The 18,614-nt window shown below is 55.0% G+C and carries 10 protein-coding genes; 8 read left to right on the top strand and 2 right to left on the bottom strand.

All coding sequences use genetic code 11. The features are described 5' to 3' along the window. From FIV03_RS15815 to FIV03_RS15800, 4 genes are all read left to right on the top strand, one after another. The gene (locus tag FIV03_RS15815; RefSeq protein ID WP_152510222.1) at nucleotides 1-1,515 is read left to right on the top strand and encodes a type I restriction-modification system subunit M; all 1,515 of its coding nucleotides are present in this window, start codon (nucleotides 1-3) and stop codon (nucleotides 1,513-1,515) included. Beyond that, nucleotides 1,512-2,726, top strand: a complete 1,215-nt coding sequence (locus FIV03_RS15810; protein ID WP_152510221.1) for a restriction endonuclease subunit S — start codon at nucleotides 1,512-1,514, stop codon at nucleotides 2,724-2,726. The genes FIV03_RS15815 and FIV03_RS15810 overlap by 4 nt, the downstream gene beginning before the upstream one ends. Nucleotides 2,727-2,862: 136 nt before the next feature. Beyond that, nucleotides 2,863-6,180: an HsdR family type I site-specific deoxyribonuclease gene (locus tag FIV03_RS15805; protein WP_152510220.1), complete on the top strand. Its 3,318-nt coding sequence runs from the start codon at nucleotides 2,863-2,865 to the stop codon at nucleotides 6,178-6,180. Between the two features lies 1 nt (nucleotide 6,181). Continuing rightward, nucleotides 6,182-6,910: a SprT family zinc-dependent metalloprotease gene (locus FIV03_RS15800; protein ID WP_286202198.1), complete on the top strand. Its 729-nt coding sequence runs from the start codon at nucleotides 6,182-6,184 to the stop codon at nucleotides 6,908-6,910. A 99-nt stretch (nucleotides 6,911-7,009) separates the two neighbouring features. Here FIV03_RS15800 and FIV03_RS15795 read toward each other — a convergent pair whose 3' ends face one another. Beyond that, nucleotides 7,010-9,499, bottom strand: a complete 2,490-nt coding sequence (locus FIV03_RS15795) for a DNA-directed RNA polymerase (RefSeq protein WP_152510218.1) — start codon at nucleotides 9,497-9,499, stop codon at nucleotides 7,010-7,012. A gap of 1,255 nt (nucleotides 9,500-10,754) precedes the next feature. Between FIV03_RS15795 and FIV03_RS15790 the strand changes: the two genes are divergently transcribed. Both FIV03_RS15790 and FIV03_RS15785 read left to right on the top strand, forming a co-directional pair. Then, a complete protein-coding gene (locus FIV03_RS15790; protein ID WP_152510217.1) occupies nucleotides 10,755-13,685 on the top strand; it encodes a DEAD/DEAH box helicase family protein in 2,931 nt (976 codons plus the stop codon). A gap of 173 nt (nucleotides 13,686-13,858) precedes the next feature. Continuing rightward, nucleotides 13,859-16,096, top strand: coding sequence for a CHAT domain-containing protein (locus tag FIV03_RS15785; RefSeq protein WP_152510216.1), 2,238 nt, complete (start codon nucleotides 13,859-13,861; stop codon nucleotides 16,094-16,096). 116 nt (nucleotides 16,097-16,212) lie between these two features. On the opposite strand, the gene FIV03_RS15780 is transcribed toward FIV03_RS15785, so the two are convergent. Beyond that, on the bottom strand, nucleotides 16,213-17,412 hold the full coding sequence (locus FIV03_RS15780) for a DUF6538 domain-containing protein (RefSeq protein WP_152510215.1): 1,200 nt from the start codon (nucleotides 17,410-17,412) through the stop codon (nucleotides 16,213-16,215). A 372-nt stretch (nucleotides 17,413-17,784) separates the two neighbouring features. Here FIV03_RS15780 and FIV03_RS15775 point away from each other — a divergent pair, with 372 nt between their 5' ends. Both FIV03_RS15775 and FIV03_RS15770 read left to right on the top strand, forming a co-directional pair. Then, a complete protein-coding gene (locus tag FIV03_RS15775) occupies nucleotides 17,785-18,021 on the top strand; it encodes an Lrp/AsnC ligand binding domain-containing protein (RefSeq protein WP_023000641.1) in 237 nt (78 codons plus the stop codon). Nucleotides 18,022-18,041: 20 nt separating this feature from the next. Continuing rightward, nucleotides 18,042-18,449, top strand: coding sequence for a hypothetical protein (locus tag FIV03_RS15770; RefSeq protein ID WP_023000640.1), 408 nt, complete (start codon nucleotides 18,042-18,044; stop codon nucleotides 18,447-18,449). The last annotated feature ends 165 nt before the right edge of the window (nucleotides 18,450-18,614 follow it).

The following is an 18,614-nucleotide window of genomic DNA, read 5'->3' as shown; positions in this document are numbered from 1 at the left end:
ATGTCCGCCGAAAGAGTATCTCAGGATCAGATCAACAAGGCTGCATGGGCAGCGTGTGACACCTTTCGGGGGGTGGTCGATCCGTCGATCTACAAGGACTATGTCCTGACCATGCTCTTCCTGAAGTACATCTCGGATGTCTGGAAGGACCACTATGAGAGCTACAGGCGGGAACACGGCGACCACCCGGAGCTGATCGCGGCGATGATGAAGGACGAGCAGTTCGTGCTTCCCGAGGGGGCCAGTTTCGATGCCCTTCATGCCCAGCGCCACAAGGCCGGGAACGGGGAGCGGATCGACAGGGCGCTCCACGCCATCGAAGAAGCCAACGGGGCGAAGCTGAGGGATGTCTTTCAGGACATTTCATTCAACGCCAACAAGCTGGGCGACGAAGAACAGAAGAACGACATCCTGCGCCACCTGATGGAGGACTACGCCAAGCCGACCCTGGACATGAGGCCTTCAAGGGTGGGCACTCTGGACATCATCGGTGGGGCCTACGAGTTCCTGATCTCCCGTTTTGCCGCAACAGCTGGCAAGAAGGCCGGAGAGTTCTACACCCCTGCCGAGGTTTCCATGCTAATGGCCCGTCTGGTGGAGCCCCAGGAAGGCGACGAGATCTGCGATCCGACCTGCGGCTCCGGTTCCCTGCTCCTGAAGTGTGCTCGTCAGATCAAGTCGACCAACGGCAAGGCGCCCTATGCCCTCTTCGGTCAGGAGGCCATCGGGTCCACCTGGGCGCTCGCCAAGATGAACATGTTCCTGCATGGCGAGACCAATCACCAGATCGAATGGGGCGACACGATCTCCAACCCGAAGCTGCGCACCCGTGACGATCAACTGAGGCTCTTCGACGTGGTCGTCGCCAATCCTCCCTTCAGCCTCGACAAGTGGGGCTACGACAAGGCGTCGAACGATCCCTTCGGCCGGTTCAACCGTGGCCTGCCGCCCAAGACCAAGGGGGACTATGCCTTCATCTCCCACATGGTGGAAACGCTGAAGGCTAAGAGCGGACGCATGGCTGTCGTCGTGCCCCACGGAGTGCTCTTCCGGGGCTCTTCCGAGGGCAAGATCCGTCAGCAACTCGTTGAGGAGAACCTGCTGGATACCGTGATCGGCCTACCCGAGAAACTGTTCTTTGGCACCGGCATCCCCGCTGCGATCCTCATCCTCAGGAAGAAGAAGGCCGATGACAAGGTGCTCTTCATCGATGCCTCGCGGGAGTACATCGAGGGCACCAACCAGAACCGGCTGGGGGACGAGCAGCTCGACAGGATCTTCGCTACCTTCGATGACCGGGAGAATGTCTACAAGTACGCTTATCTCGCAAACCTTGAGGAGATCCGGGAGAACGACTTCAACCTCAACATCCCGCGATACGTCGATACCTTCGAGGAGGAGGAAGAGATCGACCTCATGGCTGTTCGTCAGGAGCGAGAAGTACTGAAGGCAGAGATGGTGGATTTAGAGGCCAAAATGGACGGATTCCTGATGGAGCTTGGATATTCGCGATGAACGAACCAAAAGAGCTCCCTGACGATTGGAGCCTAACAACTCTGCAAGAAGTTACAGACCCCGACGCCCCAATCAGATACGGAGTGGTACAAATTGGTCCGAATACACCCGGTGGCGTTCCTATTGTTCCCATCAAACATATCAACCGCATTGCGAATGCCTCTCTGCACCGCGCAGCACCGGAAATTGAAAAGAAGTACACTGGGAGTCGAATACAAGGCGGCGATGTACTCATTTCAGTAAAAGGCACTATCGGAAATGTAGGTGTCGTCCCCGATGGATTTGAAGGCAACATCGCTCGTGAAATTGCCCGCATACGACCTAACGATAAAATTGACCGACACTACTTGGCTTTCCAACTACAAGCACCTGATACGCAGCGCAGCGTGAAAGCCTCCACAGTCGGTTCCACAAGGCTTGAGTTTTCTATTGCCACTGCAAGAGCATTTCAAATTCCACTTCCTCCTCTCCCCGAACAGAAGAAGATCGCAGAGATCCTATCGACGTGGGACGAGGCCATCGAGACGACTGCGAAGTTGCTTGCCAACGCCGAAGCCCAAAAGAAAGCGCTCATGCAGCAGCTGCTGACCGGCAACTGGCGACTGAAGGGGTTCGAGGGGGAGTGGGCTATGTCGAAACTTGGTGACAGAATAACCATACGTCGGGGAGCTTCACCCCGGCCCATCACGGATGCTCGATGGTTCTCTGATCAGGGACGCGGTTGGGTTCGAATTAGTGACGTTACTTCGTCCGAGACAGAACGGCTCACAAGAACCGAACAATATCTTTCGAAAGAAGGGGCTGCCCGAAGCGTTTCTGTTGAACCAGGTGAACTGATCATGTCTATTTGCGCGACGATAGGGGTGCCAAAAATAGTTGGAATACCTGTGTGTATTCATGATGGTTTTGTTGTGTTTCGCAATCTTTCGGATCGAATCGATACCCTATTTCTGTATTATTTTCTTCAGCTCATCGCTCCAAGGCTGGCAAGTGGCGGACAACCCGGCACGCAAAAAAACCTAAACACATCAATAGTTGGAAATATTCTAGTACCCAAAATTGAGATGAAAGAGCAGAAGGCCATCGCCAAAATTCTTCAATTTTCCGATTGGGATCTGCATTGTAGAAAAAAACAACTTGCAAAGCTGAAGGAAGAAAAACGAGCTCTCATGCAGCAGCTGCTTACAGGAAAGAGACGGGTCGCTTTCTGACGATCCCTAGGGTCGTTCAACAAAGCAGATACTACAGTTGTATGTTCCTTCAAAACTAAACTTGCAAGCGTACACGCATCCGTTCGATAGTAAGTCATTGATTTGATGGCTCCTGCAGCACTTCCAGTGACTTGAGATGAACCAGCACAACCGACCGAACTCCAGCGAAGAAACCCAGGCCAAGATCCCGGCGCTGGCGCTGTTGATGAAACTCGGCTGGACCTACGTTTCTCCTGAAGTCTGCCTTCAGCGGCGCGGTGGTGAACGCTCGGCGCTGCTCGAGGATGCCCTCAGGAGCTGGCTGGAGACCTATCGCTACACCTACAGGGGAACAAGCCATGGTCTCTCCTCGGGGTCCATTCAGCAGGTCCTGAAGGCTGTCTCCAACACCGGTCTGAACGAAGGCCTCAAAGCTGCCAACGAGAAGCTCTACAAGCTGCTGGTCTATGGTGTCACGGTCACCGAGCACATGCCGGACGGTCAACGCCAGTCCTTCACCATCCCGCTGCTCGACTTCGACACCCCATCCGCCAACCGGCTGGAAGTGACCGAGGAACTGAGTGTCGAACGGGACGGAGCCCAGGGCACTTACAGGCCCGACATCGTGCTCTACGTCAACGGTCTGCCGCTCGTGGTGATCGAAGCCAAGCGGCCTGTCAGCAGCAAGACCGGGAAACCCACGGTCGACGAAGGCATCTCCCAGCACCTTCGCAATCAGAAGACCGGCGGCATCCCTCTGCTCTATGCCTATGCCCAGCTACTGGTCTCCATCTCCGGCGAGACCGGGCGCTATGCCACCACGGAAACACCGAAGAAATTCTGGGCAGCATGGCGGGAGGAAGAGATCCCGGAGAAGGACGTAGCCGGTATCCTCAATGCGCCTCTCTCACCTGCAGCCAAGAACACGCTCTTCGCCCAGCGCCCCAAGTACATCCGGGACTACTTCGAGCAGCTCTGGTCGCGGGCGATCCTGGCAACGGAACAGGACACGCTGATCAACAGTCTGCTGCGGCCTGACAGGCTGCTGGAGTTCATCCGCTACTTCCTTCTCTTCGACCAGAAGGTCGGCAAGATCGCGGCCCGCTACCAGCAGGTCTTCGGCGTCAAGTCGATGCTAACCCAGGTGGAACGGCGTAACAAGACAGGTGGCCGGGAAGGCGGTGTCATCTGGCACACGACAGGCTCCGGCAAGTCCTACACCATGGTCTTCCTGCTGAAGGCCCTGCTGCTCCGTTCCGAGCTTGCCAACTGCCGCACCATCGTCATCACCGACAGGACGGACCTTGAGCGGCAGCTCGCCAACACCTTCATGTCGGGTGGAGCCTTCGGGTCGGCCATGGCCACCAAGAAGGAAGGCGCTAAGGCCAAGGCACAGTCCGGACGTGACCTCGCCAAGAGGATTGGCTCCGGTACAGAACGGATCATGTTCACGCTGCTGCAGAAGTTCACCTCAGCAGCGTCCTATCCGGAGTGCCACAACGACTCCTCCGACCTGATCGTGCTGGTGGACGAGGGCCACAGAAGCCATGGCGGGGAAAGCCATGAGCGCATGCGCAAGGCCTTGCCCAATGCCGCCTTCATCGCCTTCACCGGTACGCCGCTCCTGAAGGACGACAAGACCCAGAACAAGTTCGGCCCGATCCTCCATGCCTACACTATGCAAAGAGCGGTCGAGGACAAGACGGTGACGCCACTGCTCTATGAGGAGCGGCAGCCAGAGCTGGAGATCAATGATCGGGCTGTCGATGCGTGGTTTGAGGCGCGGACCGCCAACCTCAGCGACGACCAGCGGGCGGACCTCAAGAAGAAGTTTTCCACCAAGGGAACGATCTACGGGGCCGACCAGCGCATCACCTGCATTGCCCTCGACATCGCCGAAGATTTCTCGCGCAATTGGAAGGACCTTGGCCTCAAGGCGCAACTCGCCACGGACAGCAAACTCTCGGCGATCCGCTACAAGACGGCCCTCGATGCGCTGGGTCTTGTCGAAAGTGCCGTGATCATCTCACCGCCCGACACGCGGGAGGGCCATGAGGACACCAGCGCAGCCAACTCGCCGGAAGTGCAGAAGTGGTGGGCCGAGACGGTCGCCAAACATCCTGCAGGCGCCGAGGGCTACGAGAAGGGCGTCCTGAGGGACTTCGGCACCGATGGTGGGCCGCACATCCTCATTGTTGTCGACAAGCTGCTGACGGGCTTTGACGAGCCGCGTAACACGGTCCTCTTTATCGACAAGTACCTGAGGGAACACAATCTGCTGCAGGCCATCGCCCGGGTGAACCGCCTGCACGAGGACAAGAAATACGGCTACCTGATCGACTATCGCGGCATCCTGAAGGAGTTGGACACCTCCTTGACCGCCTATCAGGACCTCGCCGAGCGCACCCAGGGCGGCTACGAGATCGACGATCTTGTCGGCCTCTACGAGAACGTCTCCAGCGAGTACAAACGCCTGCCCGTGCTCCATCGCAATCTCTGGGCGATCTTCAAGGATGTGAAGAACAGGCAGGACATGGAGCAGTTCCGCCGTGTCCTCGTTCCCAAGGTCGAGATCGACGAGGCGGGAGAGAGCTTCGACAGGCATCAGAAGGTCCGTGACGAGTTCTACGCGGCCTTGTCGGAGTTCGGCATGTGCCTGAAGCTTGCCCTCTCCACCCGCAGTTTCTTCGAGGACAGCGCCGTCGGCGAGAAGAAGATCGCGACCTACAAGAGCGACCTCAGGTGGTTCTCCGAGCTGCGCATCTGGGCCAAGCAGGCAAGCCAGGAGACAGTCGACTTCTCGGCCTATGAGAAGCAGATCCGCGACCTGATCGACAAGCAGGTGATCGGCATCGGCGTCAAAGGCAGCGAAGGTGTCATCGACATCACAGGGTTCGCTGAAGACGGGCAGGCAAGCTACTCGCTCGACGACCCGAAAAGCTGGAGTGACGAGAAGACACGGACAGAAGCCGATCTCATCAAGTCGCGCCTGACCCGGACGATAGAACAGGACCTGGCTGAAGATCCCTATGCCCAGGCAGCCTTCTCCGAGCTGCTCAAGAAGGCCATTCGGGAAGCAGCGGATCTTTTCGACCATCCGCACAAGCATTATGTCCTGCTGAAGGATCTGGAGGCGCAGGTCAAAAAGGGTCGGGCTCCGGGTATTCCCGACAGGATCGCCGACAACCGCCACCACAGAGCATACTTTGGGGCTCTCCTGCAGGCTCTTCCCGAGGGGACTGTTAGGGAGAAGGGTGAAGACCATCTGATCGACGAAGCCATCCACATCGACGGTGTCGTCCAGTCCGCGATTGCCGCCCACTCCCTTGACCCGGAGAATGCCATGAAGGAGATACGGCAAAAGCTGCTGCCGCGCTACTTCAGTGCCTATGGCGGCGGTATGGAGCTGGCAGAAGGAATACTCTCGCGTGTCCTCGAAATCGTCAGACGCGGCGCTGGGCGGGAAGACAGCTGACGTGAGCGACTGGGTACTTGCCTACGGGGACGAACGCATTCCCTATACTGTGCGGTCGAAGGCCGGGCGCTCGGGCAAGGTTGCCATCCATGTCGAACAGGACGGATCTGTCGTCGTTGATGCCCCTGAGGGAACGGAAGCCCAGCGCATCAAGGAAGCTGTCGGCAAGCGGGCTGGTTGGATCTACCGGAACGTTCAGGAAGCCCGTGAGCGCTTCACCCATGTCCTCCCCCGGTCCTATGTCAGCGGCGAGCAGGTGCACTATCTCGGTCGGCGGCATGTCCTGAAGGTCATCCCTGTCGCCAGGCCTGAGAGGTCCGTCAGGCTCTACCGTGGCACTATGGAGGTCAGGACCGAGAACACGGACCCACAGGCCATCAGAGGGCGTCTGAGAGGCTGGTACAAGGTCAGGGCCCAGGCTTACCTCAAGACTCGCCTCAGCGCTGTCTCAGAGGCCCTACCGTGGATCGACAGTGTGCCCCCGTTCCATCTGATCGAGACCGACAAGCGATGGGGCAGCTGTTCCACCGATGGCACCGTGCGCCTCAACCCCTTCCTCATCAAGGCCCCGCGTGAATGCATTGACTATGTCGTCCTGCACGAGCTGGTCCACCATGCCGAACACAACCACAGCCCCCGCTTCTATACCCTCCTGGACCGCCACATGCCCCGCTGGCAAGAATACAAGCGGCGGCTGGACGGGATGGCCGAGGTGTTGCTGAACGAGTGAAGCATCAACGACCATGAGCTTGAAGGTCAGCCCCTTGAGTCAGGCTCTCAGCGACACAGTTGAGAAGCTCCAAGAGCCTGACATTTGGGAGTACGAGACTTAGCCCAAGGCGTACACCGCCTGTGGGATTACGCTCGTGTCGTAAGAGCCCAGCGCCGGAGGCTCATCGATCTCCCCACCCTGCTCGATAATGATATCGTAGAGCTGCTGGAAGATGGTCGTGCCTTCGATAGCTTCCTGCATGGCCTCGAGGTACAACTCCTTCGCCCTGGCTGCATCACGAGCATGGATGCCGATGTCGTCATGGACAGTCAGCACATTCCTGATGCCCTTCGCTTTCAGCTTCTTCAGGAAGATGCGCAAGACCAGCGCATCGATGCCTTGAACCACATGGGGCGGCAAAGCAGAGCCCATCTTACTGACCTTGAACTTCTCCTCTTTGCCTGTGGCCAGAGTGAATTGGCGACGAGAAAAGTACGTGGTGGTGATCCGCACCGTCTCCTGTTCGCGTTCACTGTGAACCCACTTGAAGCCGTCCGGGTGGGACAACACGGGTTCGATCTCAAGCTTCCCCAGCTGACGACCGGCTCGGACCAGCCACGCACGAGCGGCGACCGCTTCGGGCATGAAGACCGCGACCGACCGTTCCAGAGCATGGGTGATCGTGACAGCAAGATCGCTGATACGCTCGCTTGGGACATCGTGATGACCCTTGAGCGTCACCATGATGTTCTCGACGTGAGACCGGTGAGTGCCACCGTAGATCCACGGCACGAGGACTTCCTTGGCTTGCTTGCGGTTAATCTGAAGTGCAGGCTTCTCGATTATCCATTGGCGAGACCAATTGGCATACTCGCCTTCGTGTGTTGGCCCGGCCTTGATCAGCGACATCGCATGACTTGCCACCTGAGAATAGAAGTCGTTTGGATGCTCACTCGGTGTCATGTTGACCAATTCGCAGCCGGATTTTGAGCGAACCAGGGCATTGAAAATCTGGTATCCGCTGGATGTTGCGTCCTGATGCACCAAGATGTGGCTAAGACCTCCATTCTGTGTGCGCTCGAAATCCAGACACCATGCGAGAAACCGCCATTCATGCTTGGCATCGGCATCATGCCACCAAGTGAAGTCCATCGGGTCTTCCGCCGTGCGCAGGATGTTCTCGACGTTGGCATCTACCCAGGCCACTCGTTCGTCGAATGGCAACTTGTCGTGACCATAGAGATTAGCGCCCTGGACCTTGTGCCAGTAGACGGCTTCTGGTGTGTCGAGGGGTTGTCCCTCAGCGAGCATGAGGAGGGCTCGGGATAGGTCATTGCCGTAGACCGAGTTGGAAGCCACAGCATACATCCTTCCCCGTTTGTCGATCTGGAAAGGAGACCAAAGACGATCAAACTCGGTGTTGGCCTTGGCTTCGTTGATGATTGAAGCTGTCTTTATCCGCTGTGAGAGGGAAGACCGGTTCCAATCGTGGATTTCCTTTGCTTCCTTCTTAAAGCGTTCAAGACCAGCGGCTGTTTGTGGGAAGTCCTTAAAGCTGGGAGCTTGAAGTGGTGTTGTTCTTTTCAATGAACCAACACTGAGCTCAAGTTCAACATGGCGCTCAGCTATGGCTAACACTTCATGGTTCACGCGCCATGCTGTAGACCCGAGATAGTCTAATGCTTCAGCTACGGGGTCGAATGATTTTTCATCATTGTCGACCATCAAGCTTTGGAATCGCTTGGGGCTGACCTTAATGGCTTTCACTTTGTTGACGGTGGTCTGATACCCACCATCATTGACGGTCCTCCAAGGAAGCGGAGGTGACACCATAAGCCTCTTTTTGGGTTGAAGCATGAAGTGTGGAATCTTGTCGCTAAAGATAAGCTTTAGAAACAGATCCGAGAGCTGCACTTTGTGCATGCGGTTATGGGAGACCGAGCGGCTTCCCTTGTTAGGACGCATGTTTATGATTTCGGTCGTGATGACACCTTGCTCTTCTAGGAAACCGAGCACGATGGCACCAATCTGACCGCATTTATGAGGGTCATAGGGATTGTAGCCCTGGGCCTCGAACTGCCTGTTGAGCATGACGTTCCAACCCGTCCGCTGAAACCTATAGGACGAACCCAGGGTCTTCGCCTGGTCCCGCCATTGCTGAACCAGCTGTGGCCGCTCGGCTTCGAACTTCTCCCACTCCTGTCTTTCGATCAGGTGCTTACCAATACGGTCTGCAAGCGGACCGAAACTGACCTCTCGGTTGTCGCGAGAAAAGCTGTCGAGGACCACATGGAGCGCATCGAAGAGCACGACAGCCGGGTCCATTTCCCGAAGCGGAACTTTCCAGATGGCAGCACGGCGCGGGTTGCCAGTCTTCCAGCTGTCGAATTCAGCCTGCATTCGAGGGAGCAGGCCACCAATGAGCTTGCGGATCGCATATTGCCCAGCTCTGTGGTCAGCTAGGTTTCCGTTCTCGAAAGCGCCCTGGAGGTTTATTTTGAATTTTCGGACTGCTTCGCTCGAGGAGGCGAATTCCCGTTCCTTCTGTTCGTTGAAGAGATCGATGGTCAATTGGTCGCTTGTTTCAGGACGCACGTGTGCATTCATTGGCGTTGCTTTCCAATGTTGGTTTGTTGACGATGTCGGTGAGAGGGAAAGCTGCTGGGCTTTCGTGTTTCGATCGGGAATTTCGAGAAGCGGTTTAGTGTGTCAACCGCATCTGGTACCCGGGCTTGCGAGAAGGAATATCTTTTCCGGTTTCTTCCCGCTCATATGACGCCTTTTAATTAATCAATGATTTCATAAGCTTAAGCTGACTATTCGATATATATCGAAATATAAAAATTTTCCTATTCAAGTGCAAAATGTGCGGTTTTTCGGAATAATTTTCCGAAATGGATGGCTTCCGTCCGTAGCCGCACTGTGCACGCGTGGGCTTCAAATCAGGCAGATTCTCGATGCCAACGCTGCTCGAATGTCGTTCAAATTTGATCGACAGCTTTGTCGTGGAGAATGGTCTTCGAGTGACCACCCACCGCGACTTCCGGCATCGTACACGGAAGAACTTGGGCAAGTGCCCTCTGAGGTAGGGTGCGGTGCTCTTCGATCTCAAACAAAAAAGAAACGGTTGTTCGCAAGGACGGGAGGATCAACACGAGCTACCAACTCTACACTGATGGAAATTCAAAAACCGGTAGCCCCGCCCAAAGCCAACTCATCGACTATGAACGGGCACGCAAACAGGCCCCCACCCCAGGGAACTCAAAGAGTTTTCCACAAGGCCTCCAGCACGTTATCGGTGAGGACGGTCGGCAGCACGCTTTTGCATTCATTTCTCGCAAAGCCCATGAGTGCATTCGAGGTAGTTCCTCGGGGGGTACTGGGGGGATTCTGCCCATCATTCCTGTTCGATTGGTGGCTGGCGTTTTTGCACCAAAACATTTTGAGTTTATGGGACGGCTTGGTCGCAACTAGTCGTCCCTCCGGTAATACAACACCGCAAATGTAGGACCAGCCCTCTAATTGATGCATGTTAATAAGCGCATTGAAAACGCACGTTCAAACAGTCTGTCGAAGCTCAAAGTAGGTGAAATGAGTGTCTGTAATCGTCAGAGAGCTGAATGGTTGCTTAGGTCCTAACGGCAACCAGTGTCCAACATTAATAACCTGCGATCAAAGGCATGCTAGGCCAACGGTTCGCCCCTATTCGCATTCACGCCGCCGGTGAAATACCTTAAGCTTTTCCCACTTATCGTTGCTCTGGCCCCATCCCAGACAGTTAGGGAAGCGGTCATCAAATCGCGTTTGCTAGAAAAGCTTGCAAGCTAAAATTGAATCTAGTCCAATGTAATGGGGGGACTAGATGCCATATTTCATTGAAAATGATCTCTCATTGAACCTGGTAGGTGCGCCTAATACAGGTTTTCGTCCTGGTCAGCTGGGTGCCCTGCATTCTTCGCTCGCGCATTTCTCAGTCTACGACGAACCGGCAATTCTTACCTTGCCTACTGGCTACGGAAAGACCGCTCTAATTATGGCGTTGCCTTTTTTGCTAAGAGCAAAAAGGCTCTTGGTCATCGAGCCTTCCGACGCACTACGGCGGCAGACTACCAGCCATTTCAAGGAGCTTTCTGTACTACGACGGCTCCGGGTTATCGACGAGGCCACGCCCAACCCCAAAGTACACAGCCAAAAGGGAGCGCCTGAACACGCGGCCGATTGGTCGCATTTGGCAGATCAGGACTTAGTGATCTCCACGCCGCAGAGCCTATCGCCGGCCATTGCACATCAAGCGTCGCCAGATCTGTTCGACGTAATCATCTTCGACGAAGCGCATCACGCACCCGCAGAAACCTGGGCAGCCTTTCTTGCCTATTACCGAAACGCAAAGTTCGTCTTCCTAACCGCCACGCCCTTTCGTCGCGATCGAAAAACGATCCCGGGAAGAATGGCTTACTACTACCCGGTATCGAAAGCGGCCAAGGAGTCGGCATTTGGGCGTGTGGCTTTCACACCGGCGCCAGTGCGGAATGTAAACGATGACGAGGAGATCGATCGTTCTGTAGCTGCAACTGCGGTCGCGCGGCTGCGAGCCGACCAGGCGAATGGCTTTGACCATCGTATTTTTGCCCGAGCGGCGACAATCGCTTCTGCACGGAAGCTGGTTGAGATCTATGCCGAGGCAGGCGCCCGCGTTAGGAACATTGACAGCCACGCTTCCAAGCGCACCCAGGACGCGGTGGAGGCAGAGCTGCTCGCTGGGGAAATCGATGGTGTGGTCTGCGTCGACATGTTCGGCGAAGGCTACGATTTTCCAAAGCTGAAGATCGCTGCTCTACACGCGCCTCATCGTTCCCTGGTGCCTACATTGCAGTTCATCGGTCGCTTTGCACGGACTAACGACGCTGCGACCGGTGACGCCACGCTCGTGGCACCACTTTCTCGACTCAAGGCAGCGTCGCTAAAGCTGTTTAAGGAGGGGATCGATATCGCCGAGTTGATTGATGATGTCGCTCGGGCGCAGATCGCGGAAGCTGAGGCGGATCGGGAAGTCTTGGACCTGTTCAAGATCAGCAAGCAGGCAGACTCGGACTACGATTCCGTTACACCTCTTTTGCTGGAGCTTTACGCGCACGCGCAGATCTTCGATTGCCAGTCGCAACCCGACTTTTCAAAGTTTGATGATACAATAGGTCGTAATCTGAGGGTGGCCAAGCAATGGTCCTCTGAGGATGGGCTCATATCGCTGCTTCTAACCGTGGATACCTCGCCACCAAGTTGGGCGACATCCGACGTACTGATCAACGTGCGCCATGATGCATTCCTCCTAGCCTACAACGATGCCTCTCATCTGTGCTTCATCGGTTCGACTCGTCGAACGGCACGCATCTATCAAAACCTTATCCAGACCGCACTGCCAGACCAGCACAGGCCGATTAGCTACGAGCGAACACGCCAAGCATTAAGTGGGCTGAACAGTCTCAGGTTCTACAATGTTGGCCTCAGGAACACAGCGCTCAACTCGCAGGCCGAGTCTTATCGCGTGATGACAGGTCCAGCTGCCGAGCGAGCGATAACGAGTGGCGACGCCCGAGCCTATTCCCAAGGCCACTTCTTCGGCAGCGGTGTTGGCGGTGATGACGTCCGCGAGACGATTGGCGCTAGCAGTAGCTCGCGCATCTGGTCCAATCAACGCCTGACAGTGGCGGGATACATCGAGTGGATCACCGAGCTCAACGGCAGACTTGGCGGTAGGGTCGGCATATCGGCCTCACAACTAGATATTATTCAGCACTCTCGCACGCTTCGGCAGCTTCCTGAGCGAATTATCGCCGCTGGTTGGCACAAACAGGCGTACCGGCTTGCGCCGCGGATTCGATGGAGGAACCAAGCGGGCGAGCCGTGGTCGTATGGAAATGTTACAGACCTCGAGCCGGCCAATTACCAAGTGGATGCCACGCGCTCTAGGATGACCTTCGATATCGCCTCTGACATTTTCAGTGAGAGCTTCAATTTTAGTATCCATGGTGGTGCGCTGTTCACGAAAGTTGGCCCAAAGGATGTCGAGATCCATGCTGGCTATGACGAATGGACGGATTTGGCGTCTTGGCTGTCTGAACACCCTCCGGTTTTCTACGCGGCGGATAAATCCTCATTCGTCGGTGTGAACTTGATCGCAGCTGCAACGGGAGTCTTGAGCCAACTGGGTGACGATGACGCGGAGGCCCTTGGTTGGGAAAATTGCAAGATCGATATGGAATTCGGACCGGATCAACCGGACGGTAGTTTGAGCGTCCATCGATGGCTTGAGCAATATCTGACGGCTGTGCCCAACACTATTGCGCTGATTTACGACCACCGAAGCGGCGAGGCCGCAGACTACATTGCCGTGGTGCAAAACCCTGATGGCACCGTCGTGGTCAAACTATATCACTGTAAAGGTGCTGGTGGGGCCCCGTCTGGTGGTCGCGTCAACGATGTCTACGAAGTCTCCGGCCAGATGCTGAAATCCATCACTTACTGCGATGCCTCGGTACTGGTCCAGCACATCGAGCATCGTACAAATGAAGGCCGCCACCGCACCCCATCCCGGTTTGCGATCGGTGACTTGCGGACATTCAAGCAAACTTTGGAAGGGGCACCGCCAACAGGACTGACTTTTGAAGTATTCGGAGTTCAGCCCGGGATATCCAGAGGAGCGGTAGATGCGCATCTTGCTGATCTAATGGTCTACGGGTTGGAATACGCGCAACGAGGTGGTGCCTCACTTGCCAAATGGCTCGTCAGCGCATGAAAGAAGCTGAAATGCTGATTGGCTCGTGATGCCAACGTCAGCCTATTTGTTTTCGGACTTGGGAATGGCAAGCGGGTATTTTCCGCAAATGCAAGTAAAGCCGTCCTTCGTCGATTTGTTGGCGCGAGGAAAGAACAAATGCCTTCTCGACCACAATCTGTAAATGGCAAGCTATGAGCGACGCAGTTATCGAGATAGACACTAAAATACGTTTTATCATAAGCATTCCAGATTGGCGTCCGGAGGAGGCTTCACCATTTCAGGGCTTTGCGATTAGCCTCTGCTATAACAGCAGATTGCTAAACTTCATTCAGCAGATGCCGACTGATGTTTTCGAACTGGCGCCAGACTTCCTTCCTTACCTGATCGATCGGCGCATTGGCGGTCAGTCACCTATCAACTGGTACGGCCAGTCGCCAAGAGCGATTCGATCAATGCCGATGCCAATTGAGGCGCCTTTCACTGTTATCATGCTTGATCGGAGTGAGGACGTTGCCAATTACCAGAAATGGCTGGAGAGCTGTCCGGGACCGGTCACGGTTGTAGCCGTAGACGGCGGTACCATTCGCTATGATGAGCTTTCGTACGAGGCTATTCGTAACCGCTTTCTGGAAGTTTGTATTGAAATCCGAAAACTTGGGAATTTTGCGCATATCGATGAAATCGAAGCCGCGATTAATGCGTGGACTAGTCCGCCAAACAAAAGTGCAGATTACGAAATTCGGGGACATGGAACGGTAGCTCCAAACATCGCAGCTCTACGAATTTGCGGCTATTATGACCTCGGCATTCAGCCATTTGATCGCATCGCTGACGGCGAACAGCCTTATGTTGAGCAGATAGTTCGCACAACCAGCGCGATATTCGAAGAACGTGAAGCCCACTCTAGAACCTTGGCTAATCAGCTCTACCCTAGACAACCCGACCTCAATCTATACCTGCCAGCTACCTATGACCTCCGAAGATTCTCAGGGATTAGTCATGAATTGGACAATGCTACCCGGCGGCATTTCCGAACCACGCTTCGGCTACTAGAACGGCAATCGAGTTACAATTTTACAGTCGAAAGTGAGCCTCAAATCAAGGCTATGATGGGCGGAAAGTCGAAAAAAGAATTAAAGGAGGGCGCGAAACCAGGCTCAAATCCCATAATGGCTATCCGACGACTCGAGCTATTGTTAGGAACAGAGGCTGTTGCCTGCCTCGCGTCTTCTGAACTCTCTGCCGTAATCCGGCTGCCTAACCGACTTAACCGCACGAGAGGGGCGATCCGCCAATTTGCGCAAAACTATCGTTCCGACAAACCCCAAAACCTCAAACGCACTGAAATGTTTCGCGGTGTCCAACGCTCTCTATCGGAGAACTTTCCGCATGATTTGCAAGCCCTTATTGCAAGATCGCAAGATGGAATCCGCGTCATTGCCGATGCCCATATTGAATGGCTGGAAATTGAAGGAATCCCATTAGGGTTGCGCTATAATGTATCGCGTATCCCCGTCACTCCGGGGAATCTGTTCATCGACACATTAAAGTCTCTGCCTCCTATTTTAATTACGCCCGATTCTTTCCAAGATATCTTGGTTGTAAGCGGTCTCGAAGAAGGTGATGTGATAGCTGAACAATTCACCATAGCGTTTGAACACTTCGGCCTTCATTGGCGTGACAAACTAAACGTAAAGTTCGTTAGAGTTGCATCTCGACGGGAGTTGATCGAAGCTATCAATGCATTCGAGGGTGTTCTGATGCTCTTTGACGGGCACGGCTCGCATAAACCAGATAATCCCGGTGTGCTGTGGCTCCGTGACGAGGCGGTTGATGTCTGGAAGCTGCGCGGAGAAATCACACGCCCGCCTCCTATCGTCATCCTGAGCGCCTGTGATACGCACGCCGCAGATCGCAACCATGCCACGGTCGCCAATGGTTTCCTTGCTCTGGGATGCAGGTCAGTACTGGGTTCGGTATTCCCGCTTCACGCGTCCCATGCTGCTATTTTTGCAGCACGTTTGCTTTTTCGCGTCTCAGATTATATTCCGGCGGCGATTGGGATGTTCAAGCGATCACTGACTTGGCTTGAGGTAGTCTCGGGTATGCTGAGGCGTCAACTTGTGACAGACATATTGCGCCACCTCGAAACGCAAGGGCTAATAGCAAAAGAAGACTGGCATAATTTGCATCTGAAACTAAGCGCGATGGTGGACCTTCAGGGTGGAGAGGGGTTCGATGATGTTCGTCGATGCTTACTGGACTATGGAGTCTCAGAGCCCAAGCTTGAGCGCGAGACCCAAGTAGCAATCGCTGCCTCCAGCACGATCAGCTATCTCCACCTGGGGAGACCGGAAACGATCTTAATCAACACGGAAAAGAATCTGTCGGCTTGGGCCAACGAAGTTGTAAAAGTGCAAGAAGCGTAACACATTTACTCGCTGCGTTTACGCTCCTGCAACTAACGGCCAATTTCGGTACAGGTTACTAGATTGCAATGTCACCAAGACACGGTCGCGAAGCGCCACGACAGTAGGGTCTCAACCTAGCGGCTACCCAACTCGCTTGCCACACTCCGTGCAATAGCCTTCTGCGCTACTTCATTGACCGCAGTCTTACCGTAACGAGAACGAGAAATGTTTTGGTGGCCATGTCCCAGGAAGGCTGCGATTTCGGTCTCGGGATGACCAGCTGCAAATGCTTTCGTAGATGCCCTATGGCGCCAACTGTGTGCGGCACTGATTGCAGGGTCACTTAGCCCCACCTTGCGTTTAACTAGGTTCCTAACGCGGTCTGGGGCCATGTCGGGCTCATCAGTTAACGGGAAGGTCCAAGTGCCAAGCACCGGGATCTTTCTGGGGCTGTTGTCGGTCTTACCCTCCTTGATATCAACCCAAACGAAGTCGCCATCGACCGTTACATCTGCCGCAGTCAACCCCAAAGCTTCGCTGATCCGTACGCCAGATGCAGCCAGAAAGGTCACCAGTGGCTTGATGTTCTCTGGGCACTGAGAGAGGACCAAAGCAGCCTCATCATCGCGAAACGGGCGCTTGTCGGCATTTTTGTGGGCATCTTTCTTAGGAAGTTTGATGGCACGCCATGGGTTCCCCTCAACCATTTCCCGATCAAATAGGTAGTTCCAGAGCCCTCTAGGGGCTGCGAGATATTTGCTGACGGTTGACTGTGGGTGCTTTTCACAGAGGTCTACTGCGTATTCCACGGCTGCCTTACGTGTCCATTGAGATACCAGGGGTTTTTCCTTGGCAATTTCCTTGAGCACACGCCGGTAGTCGTTCTGGTTCCTCTCTGAGAGATCCTGGGCAACTATGTAGTTTTCAATATGATTGCTGATGGCGTCATCAGTGTTCCCGGTGACGGTTAGCAATACCGCCTTCGCCTGCGCTTCAGATATCACCCCCGTTTCAGCTTTGGCTCGGAGATGATCAACCATCGCATCTTCAAGCGCTTCCCTTTGATCGGAGTTCTCCTCACCCATCAATTCAAGGTTCTCGCGCCAAAGTGCTGCCTCACGCTCAACAACATCTTCAGACTGCAGCTGAGCCAGCCGGTGCTTCCAACGGGCAATGTAGGGCCTTACCAGCCGCGCCGCCTCGCTTGGGCTATCGGTCTGCAACGAGGCAACGAACGCCTGCAACCCGACTACGTCCTGGAACTTCTTGGGCACCTTCAACCGAGCGTAAATTGTAGAGTTTCGCCTGAAGGTATATGGGGGCAATTTCGGCATGTGTGTAAACACCTTGGGTCAACAGATAATGTCAACACACAAGCTGAAAAACATAAAAACGTCAAGCGTTTAAGGACTTAGAGCGAATTAATGGATCAGGTTCAAGGAGTTGGCAGGCCGCCTCTCAGCCCGGTCCAGGATGGCCGGGCCCCCCCATGAGATGATTGCACTGCTAACAAGCCGGCCGTGCGATTGCAAGACCCGCCTTGTGCAGAGCGGCTACTCGGCAATTGACTGGCGGGAGGAGATAGGCGATGTCCTAGTCTGCTTTCGTGAATCTGTTGCCCGGCATGTTTGGCTAACCGAACAGCCCGGCTGATGGTTCAGGTGACACGTTCACCCCCTTCAAACACCAACTGCCCGGAGCGCCTCATGGTACCGTTTTTCGTGATGATCAAATGCCAGTTGGGCAAGACCTACCAGGTCGCCAATGCGATCGCCGATGCGGAAATTGCGTCCGAAGTCTACTCCACCTCCGGCGACTACGATCTTCTGGTGAAATTCTATGTCGATGACGGTTCGGACATTGGCCACTTCGTAAACGAGAAGGTCCACCCGATCGACGGCATTCAGGACACCAAAACCATCATTACCTTCAAGGCCTTCTAAACTCAGACCCGGATATTTCCATGAAACTCATTAAAATCGCCGCCCTTTGCCTGCCCCTCGCTCTTGCTCCGATCGGCTCGACCGCGTCCGCGCAAGGCATGCCACCGGAGCAGATCAAGCAGATCCTGGACCTGACCAAGGCCAACTGGGTGTCATTCCGCGACTGGCAGGGCCAGGAGCTGATCTATTTCACCCACCTGGAATCCTGGAAGTGCGGCATCGACTATGTCTTCTACGGATTGAACGACGACCCGATTGAGCAGGAATGGCAACTGGAAGCCTGTGACCCGGACAACCAGAATGTCGTTCTGAAGGACAAGCCCTATCTGGAGCTGCCCCTGGGGTCGGCCCAGTCGATCAGCGTGCAGCTGATCTTCAAGGACGGCACCAAGAGCGCTGTCGAGCGGTTCGAGTACAAGTCGCAGTAAGGCCGATTTCGGAAACCACCCGCATTCGCCGTCATTCCGGATCGGCGCAGTAAAACTGCGCGCCGATCCGGGATCCAGCGCATCAGCGTGAGCAAAGCGAACTCTTCTCTCTTTGTGTAATGCCGCGCCTAAGGCGCGTAATAAGTCTGGTTTCCGGATCTGCGC

It is taken from the genome of Labrenzia sp. THAF187b (genome assembly GCF_009363375.1).
Lineage (GTDB): Bacteria > Pseudomonadota > Alphaproteobacteria > Rhizobiales > Stappiaceae > Roseibium > Roseibium algicola.
Note: the sequence above shows the minus strand (reverse complement) of the source record. Positions and strands in the feature narration are given on the sequence as shown.